The sequence below is a fragment of the Paenibacillus sp. JJ1683 genome (assembly GCF_053006485.1).
Genome location: NZ_CM129820.1, coordinates 1,447,942 through 1,474,245, shown reverse-complemented (window position 1 = coordinate 1,474,245; position 26,304 = coordinate 1,447,942). Strand labels below are relative to the sequence as shown.

Sequence of the window (26,304 nt, the reverse complement as noted above, 5' to 3'; positions counted from 1 at the left end):
TTAGCCATAAAAATTTCACATTTCCCTCTTCTATTTTTTGTACACAAGAATATCCACAACATTTGTGTATGGACGATATTGAAAAATGGCCTTCTAGGCCATTTTTTTATTGATAAAACGCCACCTTCAAATGAAAACCAAATTTATCCACTCTTTTATCCACATTATCCACAGATTTCACAATCAATATAGCTATGAAATATCCCCCATTCTACTATCACCTAAAAGTCTTAGCCTGCTTGCTTCGAGCCTGTTTATCCACATTTTGAACGGTATATGTGGATAACTTTGTTCACAACTTGACAAATCACATCATTATTCGGGCAGTATAAAATTTTCATGTTTTTTTGGTGGAACATGAAAAATCGTGAACAATTGTGACGAATCATGCGAGGAAATAAGATGCTGGCAATCATTCGCTCAAACTCCTGTATTTTATCCTCTTGAAATTCTATTTATATATATGTATAGCGCGGAATAAAAAAAGACACGACCCTGCATGTGTCGTGTCCTTCCTATTCGCTCAATTAAGTTTGAACAGACCACTCTTCCAGAGACAGCCCTGGATCAGCTTTCATGTCCAATGAGGTGAATTCTCCGCGCTTCCACTTGGCGTATGCCGCGGCACCGATCATCGCTGCGTTATCTGTACAGTATTTCATGGAGGGTACAAGCAGTTCGATGCCTTCACGCTCACAGCGTTCCCGCAATGCTGTACGTAGTCCACGATTAGCAGCAACACCGCCGCAAAGCAGCAGCTGCTTCGCACCGTATTCACGCATAGCACGAATCGCTTTTTCCACCAGCACCTCTACGACCGACTCTTGAAAGCCTCTTGCAATCGCTCCCGCATGAACGGTTTCTCCGCGCATTTTCGTCTGGTTAATTACATTCAGCACCGCCGATTTCAAGCCGCTAAAGCTAAAATCATAAGAATCCGGCTCCAGCCATGCACGCGGCAAAGTAACCACTTCCTCCGATTCATGGGCTACACGATCCACATGCGGACCGCCGGGATATGGAAATCCGATGGCTCGCGCTACTTTGTCGTAGGCTTCTCCAACCGCATCATCCCTTGTACGACCAATAAGTTGAAAATGACCTTCGGACTCCATCAGCACTAGCTCGGTATGCCCTCCTGACACCACGAGAGCAATGCATGGATATACAATATCATGCTCCAACTGATTTGCATAAATATGTCCCGCAATATGATGCGTTCCGATTAACGGTTTGCCGAACGCCATAGCAGCGCTCTTGGCGGCGACTATACCAACCAGCAATGCGCCAACCAGTCCTGGTCCTTGCGTCACGGCAACCGCCGAAATCTCGCGGGGGCTGATTCCCGATGTTTGCATAGCCTCGTCCAGCATATAGGTAATGCTTTCCACATGTTTGCGCGACGCTACCTCTGGCACAACACCGCCAAAGGCTTTGTGTGTTTCAATCTGACTGGAGATCAGATTCGAAAGCACCTCTGTGCCATTTTTCACGACGGAAACAGCTGTTTCATCACAACTCGTTTCCACTGCCAGTATATAGCAAGGCTCGCTAGAGACAGAGCCTGTACCTGCTTTTTCCGCTTGCGTCATTGCTCCTGCACGCTTCCTTCCTGTTCACCGGATGCCCCGTGTGCGGGAAGATCCGCCCACATAATCACGGCATCCTCGTTATTATCCGAATAATAGCCCTTGCGTACACCTGCAGGCTTAAAGCCCTTTTTCTCATACAAGCCCTGAGCGATCCGGTTCGTTACCCGGACCTCTAGGGTCATACGCTCCATCCCTAAATAAGAGGCAGTCTGCATCAGCTCATCCAACAGCTTGTCTCCAAGCTTGCGTCCACGATAAGCCTCACGAACCGCAATATTTGTAATATGCGCCTCATCCATAATCGTCCACATGCCTGCGTAACCAATAGCTCGTCCATTAAGCTCCATAATCATATATTTAGCGAAATGATTCATCGTCAGCTCATTGCGGAAGGCTTCCTCCGTCCACGGCAGCGTGAACGCTTCATGCTCAATCTCCAGCACATCGGGGATGTCATCCAGTTGCATTAAGCGAAACTCAAGTTTCTCTTCCCGCTGTATGTTCTTTGCCATGTTGCTCACCGCCTCTTCAGCGCTGACGAAGCAGATTGGCTTCCGCCTCCGCCAGCTGGGTATAATTCGGAACCAGCGTATGTAGCTCGTCATATTCCTGACGAAGCAGCTTATCCGCCCCAAGGCGGCCAACCCATTTTCCTTCCAGCTCATACGGTACAATACGAAGCTCGCTCCATGCACGCAAGCGCTCCGCTGTTTCGGCGTGAATCGTCGTTTCACCGACGAGCCAAATCACCGCGGGACGCTCTTCGACAGGCAAAACCTCCAAACGTTGCAGCAGATCATCGGTCCACGCAGTCATCAACCGGATAGCATCCGCCTCTAACCGCTGCGGGCTACCGCTGTCGTTAACTGAATTCGCAGTGAACAGCCCCGTGTACACCTGACCACGGCGGGCATCCAGCACAGGCACAATCCAATCTGCTGCCTGCGTCCCAGACGAGTCGTTATTCGCAGACTCATGTTTACCTTCTTGCCCCTTCATTTCGATACCATGATTCCATCCACCCCAAGCCAAAGCCTGCAAAGTGGAAATGGATGTCACCGGAACCCCCCAGGCCCAAGCTAGTGTCTTGGCTGCGGTCACCGCGATTCGGATGCCAGTGTAAGATCCCGGTCCAACACCTACTGCAAGACCGTCCACATCATCGCGTGTCAGTCCTGCTTCGCTCAAAAGCCGTTCCAGCTCAGTAATGACATGCACCGAGTGATTGCGTTCGCCATAAACATTACTTTCTCCCAGCAGCTCTTTTCCGTTCATCAGGGCGGCCGCCATTACAGTCGTCGCTGTATCTAACGTCAAAAACCGCTCACGCGGCTTTTCATTTACATCTGTATGCTCTCTTTGCATGGTTCAAACTCCATTCTCCCGCAAGCTGCGGCACCATTGTTCATAAGGCTCGCCGTACCCGGTCAGGTGAATCAAGCGCTCCCCTACATCCGTTGTTTCTATATACATGTGAAGCCGCTGATTCGGCAACATATCCGGTATAATACTACCCCATTCCACCAGACATACTCCAGTCCCGTAAAAGTATTCGTCCAGCCCCAGATCCTCCGCCTCGTCCTGAGAGATACGGTATACATCCATATGATACAAAGGCAATCGGCCCTCGTACTCCTTAATGAGGGTGAAGGTTGGACTATTTACGATACCCGGCACCCCTAAATGGCTGGCAAAAGCCTTGGAAAAAGCAGTCTTGCCCGCTCCCAGATCTCCATCCAGCACAATCACGGTTCCGGGAACTACTTGGGCTGCCAAAAAGCCTGCTAATGTCCCGGTCTGTGCCTCTGAGACAGAACGGAATACAAACTGTTCCTGCGAAATTGTCATCTCTTTTAATCACCTTTCGTCCGAATCGGACCGTTCCAACTTGTTCTTTATTATATAGTTCACCTTATGTCGCCGCAAGGCATGAAGACATGCTATTGTAAGTTAAGTGTTACACATAGGGAGGGAATCGAACTGATGAGACAAACCGTTTTACTCTTGATTGATGTTCAGCAGGCTATGTTCATGTATGATGAGAAGCTGTATCGTGAACAGGAAGTTATGGCGCATTTGCAGCAGCTTTTAACCGAAGCCAGAGCTTCTGGTACACCGGTCATTTTCGTGCAGCATACCGATGAAGCGGATGAGGATTTCCGGGAAAACAGTCTAGGCTGGGCCATCGCAGACGTGGTGCGTCCTCTTCCTCAGGAACGAATTGTCCGAAAATCATCCTGGGACAGCTTCTACCAAACTGAATTGCGTGATGTGCTCCAGGGATTGGGGGCAAGCCAGCTGATTATTGCCGGAATGCAGACTGAATTTTGTCTCGACACGACTTGCCGAAGTGCCTATAGTCTGGGATACCAGAACAACGTGCTCGTATCGGATGCGCATAGTACATTTGATAGCAAGGTACTATGCGGCGAACAAATCGTAGCTCATCACAACGCAGTGCTAGGTAATCGTTTTGCGCGTTTGCTCACGACGGCAGACGTACATTTTTCGTGAGCTGTTGAAGTAAAATTTTTACGTTCCAAGCCGATTGCTTTCAAGCAGTCGGCTTCTTTTTTGTTCACCCGAGCAAATAAAAAAACACTGACGTTATAACGTCAATGCTATAGGTGGCCCAGACATATATGGATTGATATTTATCCGAATTCCAAATGTATTCATTTGGATTGGCAACCTACTTTGCTTTTTTAGATGCTATAAGTCGGTTGCGAATTTACATATAGAGGGAGTTTTCCCCTGCGATGAGCTAAATGAAATTTACCAAGAAATTTTTTTCACAGATTGATTTGCACTTTCGTATTTAACATAAAATTCAATTTTTGATCACTATTTTCAGAAAAATCAAGAAATTAACAGAAAACATTAGAATGACCTACTTATTGTGGACGATATGGCTCTATAAACATCTGTATTTGGATCTATGTAAAGATTTGAACATTGAGCAAAATCTGTATTAGAACTATGATAATTCTGGTTTTAATTTCCAGAAAGGAAAGAAGGCGATCGGACCGTCATACTCACTGTCTTAGGCACCATGATATGCCCGCATGTAAATGTATCTTGCAGTTTTTACGTTTCGTAGGTTAGGACCGGAATTACGAATGGAAGTGCAGTCATGGATGTATTGTGTCCTTGAACACAGCGAAAGGAATGTGAGTTTTTATGAAAAAAGTAGCTATAGTAAGCCCGTTGAGAACAGCGGTCGGTTCATTTAATAAAGCTCTTGCCCCCCTGAGCGCTCCTGAACTGGGAGCAACCGTGATGACAGCATGCCTTCAGCAAAGTAAATTAGAGCCTTCTTTGATTGATCAAATTTTTATGGGAAATGTTCTTCAAGCGGGCAATGGTCAAAATCCTGCCAGACAGGCGGCACTAAAAGCCGGTATCCCCATTGATGTACCCGAATCAACGATAAACACGGTTTGCGGTTCAGGACTCCATGCCGTCGCGTTAGCTTACGATTCCATATTGGCAGAACAAGGAAACATCGTCTTGGCCGGTGGCATGGAGAGCATGTCGAACGCCCCTTATCTGCTAAAAAATGCTAGAAACGGCTACAAGCTCGGTAACGGTGAATTGGTAGACTCCTTGGTGGCCGATGGCCTAACATGCCCGATCAACCATTACCATATGGGAATTACCGCCGAAAATGTTGCCGAAAAATATGGAATTTCAAGACTTGAGCAAGATGCATTTGCTTATGAAAGCCAGATAAAGGCTGTCGAAGCAAAAAACAACAAGGTTTTTGAAGAGCAAATTGTTCCGGTCATGATCAAAAACAAAAAAGAAACTACTTATTTCACAGAGGACGAACACATAAGAGGAAATACGACGAAAGAAAAACTTTCTCAGTTAAAACCTGCGTTTAAGGAGAGCGGAACGGTTACTGCGGGAAACGCTTCGGGCATCAATGATGGTGCGGCGGCTATGCTAGTCGTGTCGGAAGACAAATGTAAGGAACATGCGTTAAAGCCGTTGGCATATATCAAAGGTTACTCGCTTGTTGGTGTTGACCCTGCATATATGGGAATGGGACCGGTAAAAGCCATTTCGTCACTGCTGAAGAAACAGGGAATGTCTATAGATGACATTGATCTCTTTGAAATTAACGAAGCGTTCGCTGCACAAGCTCTAGCGGTGCAAAAAGAGCTTGGAGTTAATCCAGAGAAAGTCAATGTCAATGGCGGCGCGATCGCAATCGGTCACCCTGTTGGTGCAAGCGGTGCTAGGGTATTGGTTACGTTGGTTCATGAAATGGTACGCAGATCTTCACGTTATGGCGTAGTCTCGTTATGCATTGGAACGGGAATGGGAATAGCCATGCTGGTTGAAAATGCTCTCATTTAAAGTGCTTGTTCAAGATAATTGTTGAAATACCTCTTAAAAAGGAAGGGAGATCGCTATGAATCAAAAAGATGTACTTTCACTCCAATCCATGCCTGCGGCCAGCGGCAGTTATGGACGCCCGCCATGCCGGTTCATCAACCGGGAATTCTTTATTATTACCTATGAATCCGATCCCGCCGCGATTAGACAGGCGGTCCCTGAACCTCTCCAGCCAGATGGAAGTAATACGGTTTCCTATGAATGGATCAAAATGCCCGATTCATCCGGTTTAGGAAGCTATGAGGAAAGCGGCATTGTCATTCCGTGTACTTATAATGGAGAACCGTGTAATTTTGTTGCCCAAATGTATCTGGATAACGCACCTGCTATTCTGGGGGGACGTGAAATCTGGGGATTTCCGAAAAAATGGGCGAAACCTCGCCTGATCGTTGAGGATACAGAGACGCTGACGGGTACCTTGCATTATAATAACGCCCTGGTAGCCATGGGAACCACCCCTTTCAAATATAACGTTCTTGATGAAAAGGAAACGGCTAAAGCCATTGCAAAAACGCAAGTTAATTTGAAATTAATCCCTGATGTGGACGGCACCCCTAAAATTGCTCAGTTAGTGGCGTATAATCTCGAAGATATTACTGTAAAAGGCGCCTGGTCAGGACCTGCTAGATTAAGCCTGATCCCCCATGTCAACGCTCCGGTGGCAGATTTGCCGGTTAGAGCTTATGTTGGCGGAAAACATTTTATTGCCGACCTAACACTTCCATATGGAAGAGTCCTCTACGATTATCTCCAATAAAGTATGCTTTCCTAAAAAATAGATAAGGAGACGGAACCATGAATAAAAAAGTAAACTCCGCTGAAGAAGCTGTTAAGAGAATCAAAGACGGAGATACGGTGATGGTCGGAGGTTTTCTGCAAGGAGGCATTCCAGAAGAACTGGTGCGTGCGCTTGTCGATACAAATTCCGCTGACAATCTTACGATTATTTCCAATGACACAGGCACACCGGAATTATCTATTTATAGACTTGTAAAAAGTGGAAGAGTCAAGCGAATTTTCGCATCCTATATTGGCTCCAATCCCGAAACAGGAAGGCTCTTGATGACAAAAGAAGCGGACGTTCAACTCTTCCCGCAAGGAACGCTTGCTGAAAAAATACGCGCAGGTGGTGCTGGTTTGGGTGGTATTTTAACCCCTGTGGGTGTAGGCACCATTGTAGAGGAAGGAAAAAAGAAAATCAAAATTGACGAAAGAGAATATCTGCTCGAACTGCCGCTGAAAGCCGATGTGGCGCTTATCAGAGCCCATAAAGCTGATGAAGCAGGGAACCTTGTCATCAACGGCTCTTCACGCAACTTCAATTTGGTGATGGCTACCGCAGCCGAGTATGTAGTTGCTCAGACCGATGAATACGTTAAGGCCGGTGAAATTGACCCCAATCATATCAATGTTCCTGGAATATTTGTCGATGCGATTGTAAAGGTAGGTGGAGACAATGAATAACAGAGAATTGATTATTAGAAGAATAGCCCAGGAATTCAAAGACGGCGAAGTGGTCAACCTGGGTATAGGATTGCCTACCATGGCAGTGGACTATATCCCCGAAAACGTTAATATTATGCTGCAGGCGGAGAACGGAATTGTCGGCGTTGGTCCCAAAGCAGCTCCGGGAAAAGAAAGACTTGATTGTATCGATTCAGGCGGAAACTACGTTACAACCGTGAAAGGAGCCTGCTATATTGACAGTGCGCTTTCATTTTCCATTATACGTGGAGGGCATGTGGACGTTACCGTTCTGGGTGCTCTGGAGGTCGATGAGAAAGGCAACCTTGCAAACTGGATGATCCCAGGGAAAAAGGTGCCGGGCATGGGCGGAGCCATGGATTTGGTGGTTGGAGCCAAGAGAGTGATTGTAGCTATGGAGCATGTGAACAAAAATGGGGCGCCGAAAATACTGAAACAATGCAAGCTGCCCCTAACCGCTGTAAATGTGGTAAAGACCATCGTAACCGAAAAGGGTGTCATCGATGTTATTCCGGGTAAAGGGCTGATGCTCAAGGAAATTGCTCCAGGTTTGTCAGTGGAAGATGTTCAAATGGCAACAGAGGCTGAGTTGATGGTTTCTCCACATTTGAAGACCATTGCAGTGTAAAAACCAGTTCCACCTTCAAATTAACTTGTCTTGCGTTTAACTTGTCTCCCCAATCGCACTTATTATATAAAATAAGGTTCGCTAATTGCTCATTGAGCAATTGCGAGCCTTTTTAGGTTGGATTCCCTCTCCTATTGTTCTTCCAATCGATCCACACGAACGGTTTGTGTATTGCCGGGTCTGCTGCCGATCTGTATCGTTGCCATACCGTTCGCTTCATCTACATGCTCAATCCAAATCGGTTTGCCATCCAATTGGACGGCAATCGTTTCGGATGAATCATAAATGGCTTTTGCTCGTTCCACATTCATACTGTGCTCCTCCTGCTCCTTGTTTTTGTGCAATATTTAGAAAGGTCACCTAGTCTTCGTCTATAATCCGTTCAACATCCAATGAAGGAAAGCTATGAGAAGGCGAAGTTGAAACTACAGCCTCCAAATCCACATGAGCGACAGCTACGGGAAAAGGCGGCGGCGTTCCATGTGAAAGAGCAAACTCGGGTGGCAATGCATCCTGTTCGCCTGCAACAGGCCCTCGAAAGGCAATCTGACTTTGCCCCACACGATGACTGATCTTCTGAGGATAAGGTTTTCTAGGCATCAATGGTGTACCTCCTTTTGAATCGGATATGACTTAACATTCACCAATAAAACCGAAACCATGCGCAAGTGAAAGCAATTCGCAGCCTACATTTGCACCTCATACAATCCTTTGTGCGAAGCATACTAAGTGAAAAAGGAAATGCTCACAGCCCGGGTGTCCGGAATCGAAATATGAAATATGCGGGTAAAAAAGGAGGACTGGCGGTATGCATACAGTCTGGAAAGGCGCGATCAGCTTTGGGCTGGTTCATGTGCCAGTTAAAATGTTTTCAGCTACTGAGGACAAGGATATTTCCATGCGTTATATTCACAAGGAATGTGGGAGTCCACTGAGCTATGTACGGAAGTGCCCTGTTTGTGATAAGGAGGTTGAATGGGAGGAAATTGGAAAAGGATACGAATATGAAAAAGGAAAATTTGTCATGTTCGACAAGGAGGAACTGGAGCAAGTTAGCGGACAAGCCGATAAAAATATCGTGATTTTGGACTTTGTGGATTTACAGGAAATTGATCCGATCTACTTTCAGAAAACGTATTATTTGTCCCCGGATCAGGCCGGCTCCAATGCGTATAAGCTGCTCATGAATGCAATGAAGGATACCGGAAAAATCGGGATTGCCCAAATCTCCATCCGCTCGAAAAGCAGTCTGGCAGCCATTCGCGTGCTGGATGAATGCTTGGCGGTGGAGACCATGTTTTACCCGGACGAAATCCGTCCCATTGCTCAAGTTCCCAACTTACCTGGACAGGAGGAGGTTAAAGAGAAAGAGCTGACCATGGCAAAAATGTTGATTGAGCAGCTATCTACCCCTTTTGATGCAGCAAAGTATACGGATCAGTACCGCGAGCGTCTGCTGGATCTTATCCAGCATAAAGTAGCTGGCGAAGAGGTGCGAATTGCCCCAACACAGCCTCAGACCAATGTGGTTGATTTAATGGCTGCCCTCCAAGCCAGTATTGAGGCAGTGAAGCCTGTCGTTACCGATCCTGGTCCTGCTGCGAAAAAACGTCCTGCGCGTAAACCAGCAGCCGTGACAGCACAACAAGCTGTGGCAGGCGACGCCATCTCTCCTGCTCCAGTCAAAAAGAAAAGGAGCCCTGCTAAACGTAAAGAAACGTGAGCTTTACAGGAAAGGAAATAACTAAATGTAGAGACAGAAAATTTTATTTAGGGGGGATGCGATGTGTTTCTACCCCACATCCCCTTTAATTTGAAAACACTTATTCCATCTAATGACCCTTTAATGGAATAACATGACTGACATTTTTAATCAACTCTATTGACATAACACTACACTACACTACACTACACTACACTACAATCAATACTACACTTCGTTGAGCCACATTATTACAAATTTATTGATGTAGTTGAGATGGACTCACTTTTTGAATTTGAACAAGTATATCAAACGATTTACCTAATGATATATCAACAGTTTTGGGTATATCAGGGCCTTCCGTAGTTATTCCAGCAAAAATTGGATGTTGTTGGTTTAACCAAGTTTTTGTCACTCCGTTCGTCTTACGTAAATCTATAATAAATTGATCTTTTTTGACATGTCCAAAGATGTAGTTATAGCTGTTGGGATCATCTGATTTTAATGTTCCATATGGGCCAAATTCACCGTCATTATTGTAGACATTATATTGCCCTTCGTAAACTGATGTTCCAATAGATACATACCGTTTCCCATAATATTCCGCTAAATGCTGCCCAGCTACTTTAGGGTATATAAAAGGAATCATATTTGTTTTCGAAATGTGTCCGTTATGTCCCCAAACAATGGTTTTTCCTAAATGTTCTTCAGTCCACTTCGCATTTTCATACATTGCAATATCATGTTTCAAAAAAAGGTCGGATGGTTTATCAGGTGGTGACGCTAACATTGTAGTAAATTGTTCAATAATACGGGCATTTTGTTTTATCCATGCGAACTCTCTGGATTTTCCATTTAGATAGCTTTTATTTTGTTCTAATAAAGCACTGATTTGTTTAGCATCTGAAATATACTTTTCTTTTTCCTTTTGCGTAAGGCTGCCAAAGGTATCCATATCCTTTGTTACAGGAATAAGCCCTCTTATCTTCTTTTCGACTCTAGGCACAAGATCTGAATTGTTTCTTTTTATATATTCTACTATATTATTATAAACATTCTCGTTTACTGATTGAATATCCATCCCAATGACACGCACTTTAGATTTATGTTTTGGATTAGCATTATATTGCCGAATCCAACTAAGTAGATGTAACATTTCTTTCGTCTTAAATGCAGGTGATAGATGTTGGCTTGGGTTTCCCTTACCAGTAAGAACATATCGATCAAGTTCCAAAGCTCTGTCCCATCCCTCTTCTAAAACTAAGTTGGTAAAGCCCTTTTCAGATACTAAATAATTAACAATGCGGTGTTTCATTGTATAAACTTCATGAGCCCCATGTGTAGCTTCACCTAAACCTACAATTGAAGCTGAACCTACCATATTCTTAAGTGGTTTTAAATCATTAAGAGGTGCAGTTGGATTCGTTGTTTTTAAAGGCTTTGCATGCGCTTCTAACCATTCTGCTATTTGATTTGTATTGTAGGGAGCTGTAACAGGAACTACTGTTTTCGAATCTGCATAAGTACTTCCTACAAAATTAGCCAGCATTATAGCAGAAGCACCAAGTGCAATAATCATTTTCTTTTTCATAAAAACCTCCTGAAATACTTACTTATTATTTTTCTAAATCCCCTAAAAATCCCCTTTAACCATCAATTTAAAATTCGGCATTCACCTCATGGATTTTTTTGAAGTGCGACTCTTTCTGCATACAAGCATATTGGGTCGTCTTCAGTAATCCAATTGTCACTCACTCACTATCATTTAAGCTAGTTACAAATCTTCACTATTTCACGTGACATGCAATGTTCGCTAACGTATTGATCAGCGCCAACATGTCACAAAGAAAATGATGACATGTTGATGACAAAGATGACAGCTGTGCGGTTAGTATGGAGCAGTACCATCAATAAAGGCGTGCATCGATATTAATATCGATGCACGCCATTTGTTAAAAAGGGGGGTTGTTATTTAGCTTTTTGTCATTTTCCGTAGTTCAAAATCATTTATCAAGTCTTTATAAATCGTCTTCATTTCTTGTGCGAAAAGATCCCCATGAGGCTTACGGATTAGACATTGGTATGCCAAAATGGATAAAGATTTGACCTCATTAATTTCAATACTCTTCAAACTAAAGCTTTGTTTTCTTATTACTTTATATTCAGGAACATAAGGATCAGAATAAAAAATATTAACGCCTTTTTGTTGCAAAATTTTTAGTATATTTATGGAGGGTGACTCTCTTATGACTAAGGGGCGGCGCTGACAGTGCTTTGATACGAAAGTAGCTGACTGAACGCCCCCCGCTCCTCTTCTACCAGTTGGTGGTAGTTCCCCTGCTGTATGACCTCGCCTTGATCCAGAACAACAATTTGATCTGCATGTCTGATCGTTGACAGACGGTGAGCGATCACGATCAACGTCATTTGACCTTTCATCCGTTCCAATGCTGCCTGAATTGCAGCCTCGTGCTCACCATCCAGTGCACTTGTCGCTTCATCCAGGATGAGTACAGGAGGATGATGCAAAATAGCCCGCGCTAATACCAGCCGTTGACGCTCTCCCCCGGACAGACGAATCCCGCGATCACCAATGACTGTGTCCAGCCCTTCTGGCAGTCTGGATACAAAGTTGTCTGCAGCTGCAAAATGTAACGCCTCCCATAGCTGTTGTTCACTAGCATCCTTATCGGCCAGCTTCAAATTTTCACGGACGGTCGCATGGAACAAAAACGGGTCCTGTGACACATAGCCAAACGACTGCCGCCACAGCGGCAGCAATTTGTCGTCCAGCACATGATCATCGATTTTAATCTGTCCCCCCGTTGGGCGTAAAAAACCCATTAGAACATCGACCATTGTGCTTTTGCCTGCTCCTGATTTCCCTACAATGGCGGTCATTCCCCGGGCGGGTATCAACAAATTAATATGACGTAGTGCAGGCACTGCTGCACCCTCGTAGCAATAATCCAAATGGCTGCATTCTATTCCATTACGAAGGGATAGGGGTTGCCGTGCAGATGTAGATGACAAATGATTTACCGATGAATCGAATGGGACATGATTCTCAGAGGATGTAAGCCCAATTAAAGAAGGATCTGAGAAAGCCTCGCATTCCCGTTGCACTTTAGTTACACTCTCAAAAGCAGAGATCATAGACATAATATATTCCAGGCTCGCTTGAATAAGGGCAAACCTGGGCCATAAGCGGGAAAATATAAGGATGAGCACGATCAGTTTTTCAGGTGTAACATGCAGCCATTGGAGCGACACAAATAGGACACCAACGACAAAAACAGCTGCCGCTATGCGATGAAAAAACTGTGTGGTTGCATTTTGCCGAACAAACTGAGTCGTATTATCCTCCATGCGCTGCGTCAGGGAGCGAAACCAATGGATATTCGCTGCTTCCAGCAGATTGCTTTTAATATCTTTCATCCCGTTCATATGATCCGTAATTCCGGCAAAATAAATCTGTGACAGCTCAGTGGTACGGTCACCTAATTGTTTGGCATTTCGGATGGAGCGACGGAACACGACAAACAGCGTCAAGCCACTCAGAAACACCAGCCCGGTTAAAGAAGGGGATAGCCAAAAAGCCAGCGCAATCTGGATTAGCGTAAACATGACGGCCGTGGTCAGTTGAAGAAGCAAATTCGTTCCCTGACTGACACGCGCCAGCTCGGTTGTCATCACATGACTAAAATCAGATTTGCGCTGACGCAAATAAAAAGCCCACTGCGTCTTCATAAAGGAAGTGTATACGTCTATTCGAAGGGAACGCATAAAACGCTGCTGAATCCGTGAGTTAAGAATGGACTGGTAACGCTGAAGCCAAGCCTGCCCGGTAAGCAGCACGACGAAAAACATTAGCATCCCCGGCAACAGCCAGCTTTTAGGAATGTACGGCAAAAAATAATCAAATCCATCCGACAGAAATGGCATCTCTGAATGACCGCCAAATACGCCGATGGCCGCCAGCATAGGAACAAGCATATAAATGCCGACACCCTCCAGTAGGCTGACGATCATCATACATCCAATATTAAGAAATAACGCCCCGCCGTTCACGCTATACAGCTTGGTCATATATAATCGCAGGTGAGTCATCATGTACACTCCTTATCGGGTTAGTGCTTTGAAAATCGACGTTTTAGCCAAAGAAATGGACGTAAAGGAATATACAAAAAATGCAGCTGGCGAGGCAGTGGGCAAATGACTGAATCCCTCGTAGAAGGAAACAAACGGCTGATGAGATACCATAGTCTGTGTCTTGGCTCCTTTAAGGAAAGCAAGTAAGCGCGGCTAACCGGCAGAGGAGTAAACGCTGTTGTTGTAGCTCCAGCAATGGCTGGACTGGAGGCGACTGTAGCAGCACCTACAGGCTTGGCAAGGCTACTTACAGCAGTGTTCACTGTATTCACCGGATCACCAAGGATGCTGCTGGCATCTTTCGATATGCCAGCAGCACTACTGACGGCGTACAGAACAGCTTCGCCCGAGGTTCCGTTAGCTGAAATACCGCCATCCGAAGGGGCGGTATTCATTAACTCGGTCAAAGCTACGTTAGGCAATAGCTCTGGCCGAACGAGTCTGCCTGTACCCGCCCCATTGGCAACCGGGTACGGCGCAGGGACGCTGGCCTGCATAAAGGCCAGCGCGCTCAGCGCAAGCCTGTGCGCCTGCCGGGTAGCCGATATCGGACGCATCGGCTCCGGGGTTGGCGTACCCAACAGCGCAGCGGCCAGTGCCCAAGCCTGCCCGCCCGCAGGCAGGCCCCCGTAACGGCGCATTAGCGGCAGTAGCGCCCCCCAATCGACAGCGCGTACCGCAAGCCTGTCGATGTCAACCAACCAGCGCAGCCTGAACCAGCCGTGACGCGCTCCGTGTGCGCTGAGGTACAGAAATTGATGCTCGCTGCCAAGCGTATACATACAGGATGTCGTCACATTCCTGCTGTCGGCAGAAGTCGCTGGTGCCATCTGACTGGCTCGCACTGCTGGGGCTTTACCCATTTGCCGGCAGTCCCAAAGCTCGTCAAAGGAGGGCTCCCGCCCCCCATCCGGGTGAAGCCGCCAGTGCAACTCGACTTCGACCCTCTTTTGCGGTTGTAGGAAGGAGGCATGATGATCCTTCCACTTCCAGCTACCAAGGACGCGCACTTCTCCGCTTTTGGACGCATACCCAGCTTCCTTCATCCAGTGCTCCGCTTCATCCATGTCATTCGGGGCAATAAGTAAATCAATGTCTTTAGAGGTACGCAGGGAAACATCCCCGTACAATTGCTGCGCCAGAGCAGGACCCTTCAACATCAGCACACGGATTCCATGAGCTGTGAGCAGCCTGGTCAGACGCTCGGCTTCTGCTTGAAGATGGAGCATGCGCAGCGTGTTTCGATGATATTGCGCCTGAAGGTTTCGCAGCAATTCTGCGGGAATGAACGGGTGATTCAACGTTTTCAGCTGGAGATACACCGTAGGTATCACACGATGGTGTTCTGTCAGACGCAGCAAGCGGGACCAATCGATCTCCTGCAACTGGGAAGCAGTCATCGTATTCTGCCATAGATTGACGTCTTTACGAAGTAGAGAGAGTAACAACGTTAATTCTTGATCCTCATTCCAATTCGCAAGTTCCAAAATAGACTTGGTGGTCATGGATTCTTCTCCTTCGATTCTTTGAACGTTCTTTGTTCCTTTTATATCGCACTAAAACTAAAACAGAGAACTGCCTTTATCCGCTGTCCTCGTATTTGTAGCTGTCCCAGCACGTCTCCCGAATATTCCCACCACGGTAAACGCTCCCATCTCCCGTTCTCCCGTAACATAGATCGGCCCACTCCGTACCCATGCATGTGCTGCCAATTGTCCCGCAGCATTTTTGGCTGTGCCCAGATACAGTGTACAGTCCAGTTTTCTGCGTACCAGCAACGTCATAGCGGCAGCGGCTTGTACAAGACAGCTACTGCGCCAAGGAGTATAACGGCTGGCCAAATCCACAGCTTGTGAAATGTGACGGATAGACTTCTCCTGCCCGATCTCGCACTGCCAAGAAGTTTCTTCCATACATGTCCCCCAAGCCCCTGAGTAATCTCCAAAAGAACGACGCTGGCGAAATCTCGCGCATCCCAGCTCCAGCCAGGCTTCCGGCAACAATCTCCCGACCTCAGGAGACAAGAGAAGAAGCCGTTGTATCCGCATGTTAGTCCAACTCCCGTAGGAGCCTCAGCAATCCTTCCCGCTCCAATTCAGCTACAAAGGTATGTACCTGCTGTCTGCACTGTTCCTCGTCCACTTCATATTCATTCGTCAGGACAGTTACAATATCTCCAAGTGAAGGACTGGATTCAGCTAGTTCCCAGATCCGTCCTCCTGTGAAGCCTAAATTATAATACTTTCCCGTATGAATACTCATCATCACTTTTTCTCCGTCCATATCACTTACATAGACTTCTTCACCATACGTGATGCGATAATGATCCTTAGCTGGATTAATGGCTGCCATAACTCTTTTCCTCCTTATGAATGAGTTCAAGTACGCGTTGTACAACCTCGGACGCCGTAAAGAAGGAGCTATCCCTCAGCAGCCGCCAGCCTTCCACTTTCCGAGCCATCCGGGCCGCTGTATCAAAATACCATTCACCCAAACCCATTCGCGAAATGATCGCCCTACGATATGTATGCTGTAGTAATGTATGCAAGCACTCCAGTTTGTTCAAGGGCTGTTCCGTAACCACCACTGGCTCCCCTTCACGCATCGACTCACGGTTGGGAGAATCGCTCACAAGCTCGAATACACCGCCCAGGGGAAGCGGATCGTTATAAAATTCGTCCACAGCAGGCACGGCATATTTATTGAGCTCACCTGCAATCCTACGCAAATCTTGGTATTGTGCCCTTACAGGATTACCGTCAGTTAGGGAAAGAACATGCTTTCTTTGCCGTACATACTTGTTCTCCCGTAATGCCTCCAATTGAAGCAAGCTTTCCAGTCCCAGCTTCTGCTGCGGATATGCCGGATATACGATGGCTGCGGAAGCTGTCACGTTTATAGCAATCACATCATCACTGATCATCTGATAGCCAGCCTGTCTAAAGGCAGCAGCCAGCGTCGATTTTCCCGTGCCGGATTCACCTACAAATGCATAGACCCGACCTCCGATGACGACCGCACTTCCGTGAATAGGTAAAACCCGTTTTTGCAACAGTAGAACACCCATGCATGTGCCCAGTACAAACAACCGCACGGTGTCAGGATCAGCCCCAGGCAACATACTTACCTCGATTTCCTTGCCTCCCCTGATGGCATAAATGGCCGTGTCCGGTATTAGGAACATAAAGCGTTCACCCTGCATTACAAAATTGGCCTGCTCCAGTTGGTCCCTCCATGCTGACAAATCAACCTGCCGGATGACCACATCCTCTACCAATCCCGGTTCTGCTGGGATCAGCTCAGGCAGAGTCAGCTCACTGGCAATCCTGAGTCCAAAGGCTGTATATTTCACCCAACTGTTATGGGCACTCCTGTCATGCGCGATAGGACTCACTCCCTGTTCTTAAAATTCCGTCTTTATTTCTTCCGGTCCAACCTAACCCGAATGAAATAAAGACGGCTCGTGATCAGTAAGCTATCTGGATCTCAGCCCAACATCGGCTCATGTATAATTATCTTCCGTTAGCTCGGATTATACAGATCGGCATCATGGTCTGACACCCAATCAATCTGTTTCCAGCCTTTACCCGCCATAGTCTGGTTAATATCCAGCACCTCAATCGTCGGTTCCTGCCATTCTTTTTTACTCATCTCATCACCTCCCCTCCCACGAATGGCACACCGTCTGATCGGTTAGATCCAAATCAGTTCAAACCACAGAGAAAACGGTACACGATCAGGCTGTGCATGAATAGTCGTATATTCGGATCGGATGCCTGGTCCGGACGGGGATGTCGGTATTTCGCCATAGCCGTCTTAATGTAGTCCATATTGAGATAGTCGGCAGCTCGTAAATCATGACACATCACTTGCAGCTCTCCCATAAACGTGTCCCAGCAAGGAAGCATACGATGTAGCCAATCCGCAGGCTGTACGCCGCGTACTCGCTGGTTCAACCGAACATCATCAGGGAGATGATCACGCATAGCTTTACGAATGAGGGCACGGTCCCGGCCATTTTGTACATATTGTTCAAAAGGTACCGATAAGCAAAAGCGAATGACACGGCTGTCCCCGGTCGGATCACGTTCCCACAGGCCATAACGGAGTGAAAGTTTGGTCGCCATGACACCATTTTTGTTGGCAATCGCCAAATTTGAAAACTTCTCTTTTCTTGTCTGATCGGCATTTTTCCTCCAGCCAGTTCCACTCAATACGGGAATATCTTCTACATTCATCCGCTTGGCAAACTCCGGGTGAATCAGTGAAGGAATCGGACTTTGCTTGCCACGTCCCCACCATGTGCGAGCGTCAAGTGAGGTGGCTTTTTTCAACATCACGGGCAGTAAATGAGACATACGACTGCCTGTAAGCTTGCTATACCGCCTCACTCCCTGCCAAGATTGCAGCCAATGCAAACGGCGAAACTGACGGGCATAATAGTCCAGTGCAGGCCCCCACGAAACGGTAAAGTTGCCGCGTGCCCCAGTCAATAGAACTCCGACATTATGTTCCTGTGCTTTCTCATAAAAACCTCTAATCCAGAAGGAGTTTTCAAAATATTTGTAGGGAGCCTCCATCAACTCCAGCCAAATATCAATTTCAGAAAACGGACTTTTCCCCTCAAAATCCATATAATTTTCACGAATGTTGCCCACATAGCGAGCGGTGGACTGAATATAGCTGCGTTCATTTGCCAGCAATGTAGGCGGTGTCCAATCTGTAAAATCTTGAACAGGTACATAGCTGTAGGCATGTAGCGGCTTGTGTTGTAAGTGCAGCGATGGCGCGGCAAAGCTGGCAACCGCTCCGGAATCCAATCCCCCACTCAGGGCAGCCCCTACAGCGCGATGCGTCCGTAATCGGGCAGTTACCGCCTGGGAGAATACCTCGCGGAAAGCTTCTATGTATTCGCCGCCTGTTTTGAGCCGCAACGGCTCTACCTCATCCAGACATGCATATTTACAGAGCGATTGCTTTCCCTCTTCCATAGTGAACCAATGTGCAGGAGGCAGCTGGTTGATATGCTTGTAGGCGGTTGTCCCGATATCGACGGATTCCTGCATTGCACGGATAGATAAGAATTCGGCCAGCCATGGTTCATGCAGTTCTTTTCGCAGAGAGGACAGAACCAATAGCGGAGCGACTACCGTGCTAAACGCAAATCCTCCGTCATGTTGGTAGGTGTACAGCGTACGATTGCCTGTCATATCTCTAGCACCATATAACCGATGTTTCTTAGCATCCCAAATGACAAAGGCAAAATCACCTATCAGATAACCTGCTGCATCAACACCCCATTTGTCGTATGCCAGTAAAATCAGCTCGCTGTCCGTGATATCTATCCGCCGCCCCTGCTCAACTGCTAGTCGTTCAAACAGCTCAGAACGGTTGTCAATGATCGCATCGGCCGTTATAGCCAAATCTCTTAGCTCATCATAAAAGGGAAGACGCTCATGAACAGATTCTGGGGTCACATGCTGGGCATGACATCCCAAAAAAATGGAACCTTCACACCAAGCGCACACGCGGTCAGCGGGATATTTTTGCAGAGTTTGCATCATTTTTTCGCCTTCTTCAGCATATACAGACTCATGCCCAAATCTATAGATTCCGGCAATTGCACTCACGTTCTCCCCCCTTTTCTTTTCCGATACTTGATAATACTTCAGACGCCCAGCGCCCGAACTTACGGGCCAATAAATGGGACCGGAATCCTTGGCTTGGGCGCTGATAGCTTTGGAGCTGCGCGATCAGCCGGTTCCGTTCCTCAAAGCTATGTGCCAGTCTGTTTTCCAGTGATTGAATTCGTCGATCACTCACGATCTGTGCCATATCCATCCTTGCCGGGTTGTGAGGTGCAGCATGACAGGTTGCATTTGTCATGAATCCTTTGTTATCTGCATCCTGTTCTTCCAGCATCCGATAAGCTGTCTTCCATTCAAAGCCACTTTGTTGGAGGAACTGGTGTGTACGCCGACTCAACAGCTCTACATCCGGGTCATCCTCAAAGCGGACTCCAGTCATCTGCTCAGCCTGTTCCAGCGCTTCTCCGTAACCAAGTTGCCTAAACAAGCGAGCTCCAATACTTCTGCAATACAGTTCAATTTCCATTGTACTCAACAGATGTTGCCAACTATGTACCGAATTCTGATGCGCCTGTTCATGCTCCATAACAAACGGATCACCCGCTCCCATGCTATAAAAAAGATTGGATTGGGGCGTATCCGCGAAGTTCCCGTACCTTTCCATCCCCGGCTCATAATGGATCTCCAGAAAATGACACAGCTTCTCAATCTCCATCCTTGGATTGGCTACGAGCTGTTCATACATCAGCGGGTATGCAAGTGGATGAGGTGTGGCAAAATAATGAGCGTACCGGAACAAACCAACCGTAATATCTGTCATCTTCATATTAAAATGCGGACTTCCCAGTTCCTTCAGCAGGTGAAAGTTCCCATTTCGGAGCTGATTGACCTTTTTAAACGAGGCCACGATGGACAAAGGATTGCGGATAAGCCACACTCGACGGGCAGCCGGGAACAAACGGTCTACAAATTCAAGCACTGTATAGTAACGCGGTGATTTGTCGATAAGCATATCAGCGGTCGTCCCTTGAAGCAGGCCATTATATATTTCAAGTGCATACGAACGAGCGGCCTGCTCCAATACATGTGGAGGGACCATACCTTTAAAAAATTGCCGGAGTATTCCTGTTCCTCCATATGGCCGTGCATGTGACTGAGGAAGATCATATAAACTGAGCAGAAACCACATTTCCTGCGTGGCAAACAGACGGGAATGGTTTTGCAAAATGGCAGTTAGCAGCGAGCTTCCACTTCGAGGGACACTCAACAGAAATACTAGCTTTCCGCCCTGCTTTTCAATCAAGCACACTCCTCCTCTACCTCTGCTCAAGACGTTTTAATAGATACATATCGTATTTTTATTATAATTTATGATACATAATGTATCTTGTCAATCCCTTTGATGGATAAATTCTGTGCTGCACGCTCATGTTAAACCTTATGTAGATGTAGAAATGCTGCCAGTTGTCTGTAAATAATGATCTTGCTGCATGTTAACCAAAGGAGCATAGCACTATGGGACGAGCTGTTAAAGGTACGATTACGATTGAAGGTCATGAAATTGCGATCACAAACCCGGATAAACCGCTGTGGCCCGAAGCAGGTGTAACTAAGGCGCTATATCTTCGCAAGCTTGCGGTATTGGCCCCCTACCTGCTCAAATATTGTCATCAGCGTCTATTGACTGTCATCCGTTGGCCACATGGTATCCATGGAGATTTTTTTTATCAGAAAAATGCCCCACATCCTCGGCCAGACTATATTGAAACCGCTCTGCATGATGGCATTGAGTATATCGTGCTTGGCAAGCTGCCCCAACTACTCTGGCTCGGTAATCAAGCTGCGTTGGAATTTCATCCCTCTCTGCACAGAACAGGAAGCCAACTGCCCTGTGAATGGATGATTGATCTGGATCCATCCAGAGAAGTCGAGCCACGTATTATGGAGGCCGCCTCCATTGTAGGCGAAGTATTGGCTTCGCTTGGGTTGGACTCTGTCCCCAAAACCTCCGGGGCCACAGGTGTACAGATTATCGTCCCGATCCGTACAGGCATCACCTTTGACGAGCTACGCAGCATCGGACTGTTGGTTGGACAATTTGTGACGGAAAAGCACCCGAATCTGTTCACACTGGAACGGTTAAAGAAGGATCGTGGAACAGCCATCTATTTTGATTACTTGCAGCATTATCAGGGAAAAACCCTAGCCGCTCCTTATACTCCTCGGGCACGTCCCGGTGCTACGGTCTCGACTCCGCTAACCTGGGAAGAGGTACGGCAAGATGTGTCACCACTTGATTACCATTTGCTGAATATTGAGGAACGGTTAAACCAGGTAGGCGACTTGATCGACAAGGTGCCTCCCCAGCCCGTAGAGGACCTCCTCAAACATATGCGCTCCAAAACACACCCAACCTGATCCATGCTTTGAAGCACAAAAAAGGGGACGAACCCCGCAGCCATAGGCTGAGAAATTGTCCCCTTGCGCTAGTGTATTCCTTTTTTCTTAAAACGTCCGCCCTTCACATCGTGAATATTACCAATTGCAATGAAGGCGTGCGGGTCCCAATCCTCAACGATGCTCTTGAGCTTCGCTTCCTCCAGTCGGGTAATGACGACGAAAATCACTTTTTTGCTCTCGCCTGTAAAGCCGCCTTCACCTTCCAGGTAAGTTACCCCCCGTCCAAGACGGTCCGTCAGGGCATCTCCGATATCACGGTATTTATCACTAATAATCCAGACCGATTTGGACTGATCCAGACCCTCAATTGTAATATCAATCATTTTCATAGCAATATAATAAGCAATCATGGAATACAGGGCATTCGGCCAACCGAATACAAAACCCGCACTTCCCAGAATGAAAATATTAACGAACAATACGATCTCACCGACCGAAAAGGGAGTTTTTTCACTGACAAGAATAGCCACGATCTCTGTCCCATCCAGCGAGCCGCCGGACCGAATCACAAGACCCACCCCAACGCCGAGAATGACACCCCCGAAGATAGCGCCAAGCAGCGGTTCCCCAGGCGTCAATGCACTTACATTGTGAAGTAACGCAGTTCCGATGGACATAACGACGATGCCGAATAATGTGGATAAGGCGAAGGTTTTACCGATTTGTTTGTAGCCGATAAGTAAAAATGGAAGGTTCAACAGGGTCAGGAAAATACCGAGCGGATAACCAGTAATCTTGGAGGCCATAATGGAAATACCTGTAACGCCGCCGTCAATAACGCCGTTAGGAACCAGGAATATTTCCAATCCCACGGCCATCAGCGCTGCACCAACCACGATCATGGCTGCACGCTGCAATAAGCGTTTTACTTTGTTCTTTGGATTAGCTGGAATTTTGCTGATCTTGGTCAACTCTCCGGTTACATCTGTGATCTCAGACAGATTTTGGACTTCCTTGCTCACTACACTCATATATAAATCCCCCCGTTACAGTATGGTATATTGGACCGAAAAAGGGGCTGCTCTCCGCAGTCCCCTCTCCTTTACGGCGCTTAGTTATGTGATTAGTATATCATAAAACTGTGATTTTGCGCAAAAAAGTTAGCAAAGAGCACATAAATCACAATAAAGCGAGATTATATTGATAAAAACGGCGAAAACCGCCTCTAAAGGAGGGGAGAGAGCATGCGAGTTAGAATTTCAGCTATTTTTTGAGATCGAGGGCGTCTGCGGAACACGTTCAAATCTATTTTGGAAGAGTTGGAAATGTCCTCTACAAAATCTGCCGAAAGCCGTTTCAACGCCGAAGTTGCAAAAAGTACAGCGGTCAACTCAAAATTATAGAAAAAGCTACGCATGTCCATATTGGCGGTCCCAACCGAGCCGAGCAAATCATCCACAATCACCACTTTAGCGTGAATAAATCCTTTTCGATATTGGTAGAACTCCACTCCTGCCTCCAGCAGTTCTTGCACATAAGACAGTGACGCCAGGTGGACCAGTTTCGAATCTGATTGGTAGGGAATAATAATTTTCACATCTATGCCGCTGACGGCCGCCAGCTTCAGTGCCTCATAAATCCCCGGATCGGGAATAAAATACGGCGTCGTTATCCAAATCCGCTTTTTGGCAACCGTAAGCGCTCCAAAGCACAATTCCTGAATCGTATCCCATACCTGATCGGGCCCACTGCTCAAAATCTGTACTTCCTCATCCCCTTTGCAGGTATGTGGAGGAAATAAATTCACGTCCATTAGCCTCTCTCCCGAAGCCAGCTTCCAATCGCTAAGAAACACATTTTGCAGAAAATAAACGCCATCTCCTTCAATCTGCAAATGCGTATCCCTCCAAAATCCCACTTTGGGGTACTTTCCCAGATAATCGTCGCCTACATTGATTCCCCCCACAAATCCGATCGTGCCATCCACCACCACGATTTTCCGGTGATTGCGATAGTTAATCCGGCGGTCCAGCGTGGCGAAAAACGGCGGTAGAAAATAATGAAATTCGACCCCAGCCTCATTGCAGGTGCGAATAAATGAATAGGGTAAATGGTAGCTCCCTACGCCGTCCACAATGAATCGTACCTTAACTCCCTCGCGTGCCTTACGGATCATGACCTCCTGAAATTTTTTCCCGATTTCGTCTGCCCGAAATATGTAAAACTCCACATGGATATGATGTTGTGCCTGTTCCATCGCTTTCAGCATGGCGTCGAAAGTCTCTTCCCCGTTCGTCAGCACACGTGTACGGTTGCAGCCAGTCAACGGGTTTTCCGACATACGAATTAACTGGTTAAACAGACGCTCCTGATGCTTGAAATGGGGATTGTGCATTTGCTCTACATTTTCAATCACCTTGGTTTGCGCCCACAGATGTTCACGGAATTCACGAAATAGCTGCGATCCTGCTTTACGAACCACTTTACGCTTCTGGTAATCCTGAGCAACAAAATAGTACACTACAAAACCAATAAGCGGGAAGCAAAACAAAATAAAGAGCCAGGCTACCGCTTTGGACGGCTTGCGAAATTCAAAGAGCAGAATCGTCCCGGTCTGAAAAATAAAAATAATTAAAACCAACAGCAACCACAGCATGTCTAAGCCTCCTTATAAATCTACGTTTTATACAAAGCTCCAATTTTTTGACATGTTTGCCTCTTAAGCTGAATAGATAGTAACCAAGCACTATAGGAGCGATGTCCGGAAAGGAGCGATTATGAAAAAAGGAAGCCTAAATCGCCGGATGACCCTGCTTGTCATTCGGGATGCACAGCAACCGCCCAAGCAGCTACAATGCTCCGCAGCCGCTGTCATTCTCGTCCCGACCCTTGTGATCGCATCAATCTCTACGCTCGTGATCGGGCTGCAAATCCGTTCTTCCCATATTATTTCCCAAATGGAAACCAATCTTGCTGTCCAGAGTTTGCAGATGGAGGTTACGGTAGCAAACAAAGACGCAGCCATTGGGCGACTGCGGCAGGAAGTCATGGAGCTGACGAATCAAGCCACCAGTATTCGCGAACGTCTCCAGCGTATAACAGAGCTGGAACAGCAAATGCAGCAATTCATTCGTAAACACGGAAATTCCTCCAGCGCAAGCAGCAATAAATCAACCATCACCCCCCTCTCCTGGGATGCTTCCGGCCATACCGGCGGTGAATTGATCGCAGTGCATGACAATACAGCTCTTCTAGCCCGCCAGGCCATGGATGATTTTCAGGAAATCGAAGCTCTGCTGGACACAGTGGAGCGCACGGTTCCGCGCTCTATTCAACAGGCAAACGCCGTACAGCAGAACCTGGAGCGCCAACAAGCCGCGCAGCTGCTCCAGACCCGAAGACTGGCACTTGCTGAACAAGGCAGGCCCTCCATTTGGCCTGTTGGTTCGCGGCGCATGACCTCCAGTTTCGGCTATCGCAGCGACCCATTTACAGGGAAATCCGCTTTTCACTCAGGTGTGGACATTGCCGGTCAATCCGGTGATCCTGTCTATGCAGCAGGGGCAGGCACTGTGCTGGAGGCCGCTTCCAGCGGAGCTCGCGGCAAGTGCATCATCATTCAGCATCCTGACGGACTCCAAAGCTGGTATATGCACCTAAGCGGTATGCAGGTGGCTCCGGGGGACCGTGTTCACAAAGGACAGACCATTGGCCTGCTGGGAAGTACCGGGAGAAGCACAGGACCTCATCTTCATTTTCAGATCGTCAAGCATAACCAACCTGTCGATCCATTGCTGTATGTACAATAAGGGTTTTGCAAAATACCGACAATAAAGGATTGGAGGAAAACGATCATGTTCAAGGAATCCAAAAAAAAGCTCTCCACCCCGGCGACGGATACACTGCTCGCGAACGGCACCAGCTTTGAAGGTACGATTGAGGCAGAGGCCAACATTCGCATTGACGGTCATTTTCAGGGCGATATCTACAGCACTCGCACTATCGTCATTGGAGAATCAGCAGTTGTACGTTCGGACATCATTGCACGGGACGTCATTCTTGCCGGCAAGGTATTCGGCAGCATCACCACAGAAGGACGGCTGACCATTACATCGACAGGCGAACTGTACGGAAATACGGCGACCCCTACATTGGTCATTTCTGAAGGCGGCGTACTGAACGGCACAAGTCAAATGAACCAAACTATGGATGCAGAGTCGCCAGCTGCTATAGAGAAATCAGAGGATGAAAATCAATCCAGTTTCAGCCAAGACATAGAGGACAGCCAAGCCTCCCTACAACCTGAAGCGGGATAGGGCCGGCTTATACTCCTATATATCCAGTACATCCTCC

At 47.0% G+C, this 26,304-nt stretch carries 26 protein-coding genes; 9 read left to right on the top strand and 17 right to left on the bottom strand.

Translation table 11 applies throughout. The annotated features are described in order from the left end of the window. Positions 1-527: 527 nt before the first annotated feature. Genes tsaD through tsaE form a run of 4 tightly spaced genes read right to left on the bottom strand, consistent with a single transcriptional unit; the run spans position 528 to position 3,440 of the window. The gene (tsaD, locus tag ACUC6J_RS06205) at positions 528-1,592 is read right to left on the bottom strand and encodes a tRNA (adenosine(37)-N6)-threonylcarbamoyltransferase complex transferase subunit TsaD (protein WP_017426493.1); all 1,065 of its coding nucleotides are present in this window, start codon (positions 1,590-1,592) and stop codon (positions 528-530) included. Further along, positions 1,589-2,104 carry a ribosomal protein S18-alanine N-acetyltransferase gene (gene rimI / locus ACUC6J_RS06200; protein ID WP_013369872.1) on the bottom strand — a complete coding sequence of 172 codons (516 nt, stop codon included), beginning with the start codon at positions 2,102-2,104 and terminating at the stop codon, positions 1,589-1,591. Before rimI ends, tsaD begins: the two co-directional genes overlap by 4 nt. A 16-nt stretch (positions 2,105-2,120) precedes the next feature. Next, complete coding sequence (gene tsaB, locus ACUC6J_RS06195; protein ID WP_290402892.1) at positions 2,121-2,957, bottom strand: tRNA (adenosine(37)-N6)-threonylcarbamoyltransferase complex dimerization subunit type 1 TsaB; 837 nt, start codon at positions 2,955-2,957, stop codon at positions 2,121-2,123. Between the two features lie 3 nt (positions 2,958-2,960). Continuing rightward, the gene (gene tsaE, locus ACUC6J_RS06190; RefSeq protein ID WP_045244068.1) at positions 2,961-3,440 is read right to left on the bottom strand and encodes a tRNA (adenosine(37)-N6)-threonylcarbamoyltransferase complex ATPase subunit type 1 TsaE; all 480 of its coding nucleotides are present in this window, start codon (positions 3,438-3,440) and stop codon (positions 2,961-2,963) included. A 135-nt stretch (positions 3,441-3,575) separates the two neighbouring features. Between tsaE and ACUC6J_RS06185 the strand changes: the two genes are divergently transcribed. The 5 genes from ACUC6J_RS06185 (at position 3,576) to ACUC6J_RS06165 (ending at position 8,109) form a co-directional block, all read left to right on the top strand. Then, positions 3,576-4,106, top strand: a complete 531-nt coding sequence (locus tag ACUC6J_RS06185) for a cysteine hydrolase family protein (protein ID WP_447249931.1) — start codon at positions 3,576-3,578, stop codon at positions 4,104-4,106. A 666-nt stretch (positions 4,107-4,772) separates the two neighbouring features. Further along, positions 4,773-5,957 (top strand): acetyl-CoA C-acetyltransferase, encoded by a 1,185-nt coding sequence (locus ACUC6J_RS06180; RefSeq protein WP_164964711.1) that lies wholly within the window; start codon positions 4,773-4,775, stop codon positions 5,955-5,957. A 55-nt stretch (positions 5,958-6,012) separates the two neighbouring features. Further along, complete coding sequence (locus ACUC6J_RS06175; RefSeq protein ID WP_031463089.1) at positions 6,013-6,753, top strand: acetoacetate decarboxylase; 741 nt, start codon at positions 6,013-6,015, stop codon at positions 6,751-6,753. Between the two features lie 38 nt (positions 6,754-6,791). Further along, positions 6,792-7,460: a CoA transferase subunit A gene (locus tag ACUC6J_RS06170; protein ID WP_447249930.1), complete on the top strand. Its 669-nt coding sequence runs from the start codon at positions 6,792-6,794 to the stop codon at positions 7,458-7,460. Further along, positions 7,453-8,109: a 3-oxoacid CoA-transferase subunit B gene (locus ACUC6J_RS06165; protein WP_039276907.1), complete on the top strand. Its 657-nt coding sequence runs from the start codon at positions 7,453-7,455 to the stop codon at positions 8,107-8,109. Before ACUC6J_RS06170 ends, ACUC6J_RS06165 begins: the two co-directional genes overlap by 8 nt. Before the next feature lie 131 nt (positions 8,110-8,240). On the opposite strand, the gene ACUC6J_RS06160 is transcribed toward ACUC6J_RS06165, so the two are convergent. Next, positions 8,241-8,420, bottom strand: a complete 180-nt coding sequence (locus ACUC6J_RS06160) for an H-type small acid-soluble spore protein (protein WP_025364276.1) — start codon at positions 8,418-8,420, stop codon at positions 8,241-8,243. Between the two features lie 49 nt (positions 8,421-8,469). Further along, positions 8,470-8,709, bottom strand: a complete 240-nt coding sequence (locus ACUC6J_RS06155; protein WP_019686436.1) for a hypothetical protein — start codon at positions 8,707-8,709, stop codon at positions 8,470-8,472. Between the two features lie 208 nt (positions 8,710-8,917). Here ACUC6J_RS06155 and ku point away from each other — a divergent pair, with 208 nt between their 5' ends. After that, positions 8,918-9,832, top strand: a complete 915-nt coding sequence (ku, locus tag ACUC6J_RS06150) for a non-homologous end joining protein Ku (protein ID WP_019686435.1) — start codon at positions 8,918-8,920, stop codon at positions 9,830-9,832. A 238-nt stretch (positions 9,833-10,070) separates the two neighbouring features. On the opposite strand, the gene ACUC6J_RS06145 is transcribed toward ku, so the two are convergent. The 9 genes from ACUC6J_RS06145 to ACUC6J_RS06105 all read right to left on the bottom strand — a co-directional run bounded on the left by ACUC6J_RS06145 (position 10,071) and on the right by ACUC6J_RS06105 (position 20,854). Beyond that, on the bottom strand, positions 10,071-11,402 hold the full coding sequence (locus ACUC6J_RS06145; RefSeq protein ID WP_447249929.1) for an erythromycin esterase family protein: 1,332 nt from the start codon (positions 11,400-11,402) through the stop codon (positions 10,071-10,073). Between the two features lie 659 nt (positions 11,403-12,061). After that, positions 12,062-13,921, bottom strand: coding sequence for an ABC transporter ATP-binding protein (locus ACUC6J_RS06140; RefSeq protein ID WP_447250287.1), 1,860 nt, complete (start codon positions 13,919-13,921; stop codon positions 12,062-12,064). Between the two features lie 20 nt (positions 13,922-13,941). Continuing rightward, the gene (locus ACUC6J_RS06135; RefSeq protein WP_447249928.1) at positions 13,942-15,468 is read right to left on the bottom strand and encodes a nucleotidyltransferase family protein; all 1,527 of its coding nucleotides are present in this window, start codon (positions 15,466-15,468) and stop codon (positions 13,942-13,944) included. Positions 15,469-15,525: 57 nt separating this feature from the next. Then, positions 15,526-16,011, bottom strand: coding sequence for a lasso peptide biosynthesis B2 protein (locus ACUC6J_RS06130; protein ID WP_039276904.1), 486 nt, complete (start codon positions 16,009-16,011; stop codon positions 15,526-15,528). A 1-nt stretch (position 16,012) separates the two neighbouring features. Then, positions 16,013-16,315, bottom strand: coding sequence for a lasso peptide biosynthesis PqqD family chaperone (locus ACUC6J_RS06125; protein ID WP_016821221.1), 303 nt, complete (start codon positions 16,313-16,315; stop codon positions 16,013-16,015). Further along, positions 16,302-17,357, bottom strand: a complete 1,056-nt coding sequence (locus ACUC6J_RS06120) for a serine kinase (protein ID WP_447249927.1) — start codon at positions 17,355-17,357, stop codon at positions 16,302-16,304. Before ACUC6J_RS06120 ends, ACUC6J_RS06125 begins: the two co-directional genes overlap by 14 nt. 128 nt (positions 17,358-17,485) lie before the next feature. Then, positions 17,486-17,614 carry a paeninodin family lasso peptide gene (locus tag ACUC6J_RS06115; RefSeq protein WP_013369856.1) on the bottom strand — a complete coding sequence of 43 codons (129 nt, stop codon included), beginning with the start codon at positions 17,612-17,614 and terminating at the stop codon, positions 17,486-17,488. A gap of 53 nt (positions 17,615-17,667) precedes the next feature. After that, positions 17,668-19,593, bottom strand: a complete 1,926-nt coding sequence (locus ACUC6J_RS06110) for an asparagine synthase-related protein (RefSeq protein WP_447249926.1) — start codon at positions 19,591-19,593, stop codon at positions 17,668-17,670. After that, positions 19,568-20,854 carry a sulfotransferase family protein gene (locus ACUC6J_RS06105; protein WP_316562495.1) on the bottom strand — a complete coding sequence of 429 codons (1,287 nt, stop codon included), beginning with the start codon at positions 20,852-20,854 and terminating at the stop codon, positions 19,568-19,570. The genes ACUC6J_RS06110 and ACUC6J_RS06105 overlap by 26 nt, the downstream gene beginning before the upstream one ends. Before the next feature lie 212 nt (positions 20,855-21,066). Between ACUC6J_RS06105 and ligD the strand changes: the two genes are divergently transcribed. Further along, on the top strand, positions 21,067-21,969 hold the full coding sequence (gene ligD / locus ACUC6J_RS06100) for a non-homologous end-joining DNA ligase (RefSeq protein ID WP_017426476.1): 903 nt from the start codon (positions 21,067-21,069) through the stop codon (positions 21,967-21,969). 68 nt (positions 21,970-22,037) lie between these two features. On the opposite strand, the gene ACUC6J_RS06095 is transcribed toward ligD, so the two are convergent. Further along, the gene (locus ACUC6J_RS06095; RefSeq protein ID WP_013369852.1) at positions 22,038-22,982 is read right to left on the bottom strand and encodes a YitT family protein; all 945 of its coding nucleotides are present in this window, start codon (positions 22,980-22,982) and stop codon (positions 22,038-22,040) included. A 194-nt stretch (positions 22,983-23,176) separates the two neighbouring features. Beyond that, positions 23,177-24,607: a cardiolipin synthase gene (gene cls, locus ACUC6J_RS06090; protein ID WP_447249925.1), complete on the bottom strand. Its 1,431-nt coding sequence runs from the start codon at positions 24,605-24,607 to the stop codon at positions 23,177-23,179. Between the two features lie 121 nt (positions 24,608-24,728). Between cls and ACUC6J_RS06085 the strand changes: the two genes are divergently transcribed. Both ACUC6J_RS06085 and ACUC6J_RS06080 read left to right on the top strand, forming a co-directional pair. Further along, positions 24,729-25,760, top strand: coding sequence for a M23 family metallopeptidase (locus ACUC6J_RS06085; protein ID WP_447249924.1), 1,032 nt, complete (start codon positions 24,729-24,731; stop codon positions 25,758-25,760). A 45-nt stretch (positions 25,761-25,805) separates the two neighbouring features. Beyond that, entirely contained in the window at positions 25,806-26,267 is a 462-nt protein-coding gene (locus ACUC6J_RS06080) for a bactofilin family protein (protein ID WP_019686423.1), read from the top strand. Positions 26,268-26,304 lie beyond the last annotated feature (37 nt).

Excerpts from the sequence above, each read along its gene's own strand:
- tsaD (WP_017426493.1), bottom strand. The coding sequence starts at position 1,592 with ATGACGCAAGCGGAAAAAGCAGGTACAGGCTCTGTCTCTAGCGAGCCT.
- ligD (WP_017426476.1), top strand. The coding sequence starts at position 21,067 with ATGGGACGAGCTGTTAAAGGTACGATTACGATTGAAGGTCATGAAATT.
- ACUC6J_RS06080 (WP_019686423.1), top strand. The coding sequence starts at position 25,806 with ATGTTCAAGGAATCCAAAAAAAAGCTCTCCACCCCGGCGACGGATACA.
- ACUC6J_RS06180 (WP_164964711.1), top strand. The coding sequence starts at position 4,773 with ATGAAAAAAGTAGCTATAGTAAGCCCGTTGAGAACAGCGGTCGGTTCA.
- ACUC6J_RS06135 (WP_447249928.1), bottom strand. The coding sequence starts at position 15,468 with ATGACCACCAAGTCTATTTTGGAACTTGCGAATTGGAATGAGGATCAA.
- rimI (WP_013369872.1), bottom strand. The coding sequence starts at position 2,104 with ATGGCAAAGAACATACAGCGGGAAGAGAAACTTGAGTTTCGCTTAATG.
- tsaE (WP_045244068.1), bottom strand. The coding sequence starts at position 3,440 with ATGACAATTTCGCAGGAACAGTTTGTATTCCGTTCTGTCTCAGAGGCA.
- ACUC6J_RS06125 (WP_016821221.1), bottom strand. The coding sequence starts at position 16,315 with ATGGCAGCCATTAATCCAGCTAAGGATCATTATCGCATCACGTATGGT.
- ACUC6J_RS06170 (WP_447249930.1), top strand. The coding sequence starts at position 6,792 with ATGAATAAAAAAGTAAACTCCGCTGAAGAAGCTGTTAAGAGAATCAAA.
- ACUC6J_RS06095 (WP_013369852.1), bottom strand. The coding sequence starts at position 22,982 with ATGAGTGTAGTGAGCAAGGAAGTCCAAAATCTGTCTGAGATCACAGAT.
- ACUC6J_RS06155 (WP_019686436.1), bottom strand. The coding sequence starts at position 8,709 with ATGCCTAGAAAACCTTATCCTCAGAAGATCAGTCATCGTGTGGGGCAA.
- ku (WP_019686435.1), top strand. The coding sequence starts at position 8,918 with ATGCATACAGTCTGGAAAGGCGCGATCAGCTTTGGGCTGGTTCATGTG.
- ACUC6J_RS06185 (WP_447249931.1), top strand. The coding sequence starts at position 3,576 with ATGAGACAAACCGTTTTACTCTTGATTGATGTTCAGCAGGCTATGTTC.
- ACUC6J_RS06175 (WP_031463089.1), top strand. The coding sequence starts at position 6,013 with ATGAATCAAAAAGATGTACTTTCACTCCAATCCATGCCTGCGGCCAGC.
- cls (WP_447249925.1), bottom strand. The coding sequence starts at position 24,607 with ATGCTGTGGTTGCTGTTGGTTTTAATTATTTTTATTTTTCAGACCGGG.
- ACUC6J_RS06145 (WP_447249929.1), bottom strand. The coding sequence starts at position 11,402 with ATGAAAAAGAAAATGATTATTGCACTTGGTGCTTCTGCTATAATGCTG.
- ACUC6J_RS06160 (WP_025364276.1), bottom strand. The coding sequence starts at position 8,420 with ATGAATGTGGAACGAGCAAAAGCCATTTATGATTCATCCGAAACGATT.
- ACUC6J_RS06085 (WP_447249924.1), top strand. The coding sequence starts at position 24,729 with ATGAAAAAAGGAAGCCTAAATCGCCGGATGACCCTGCTTGTCATTCGG.
- ACUC6J_RS06130 (WP_039276904.1), bottom strand. The coding sequence starts at position 16,011 with ATGCGGATACAACGGCTTCTTCTCTTGTCTCCTGAGGTCGGGAGATTG.
- ACUC6J_RS06140 (WP_447250287.1), bottom strand. The coding sequence starts at position 13,921 with ATGACTCACCTGCGATTATATATGACCAAGCTGTATAGCGTGAACGGC.
- tsaB (WP_290402892.1), bottom strand. The coding sequence starts at position 2,957 with ATGCAAAGAGAGCATACAGATGTAAATGAAAAGCCGCGTGAGCGGTTT.
- ACUC6J_RS06165 (WP_039276907.1), top strand. The coding sequence starts at position 7,453 with ATGAATAACAGAGAATTGATTATTAGAAGAATAGCCCAGGAATTCAAA.
- ACUC6J_RS06115 (WP_013369856.1), bottom strand. The coding sequence starts at position 17,614 with ATGAGTAAAAAAGAATGGCAGGAACCGACGATTGAGGTGCTGGATATT.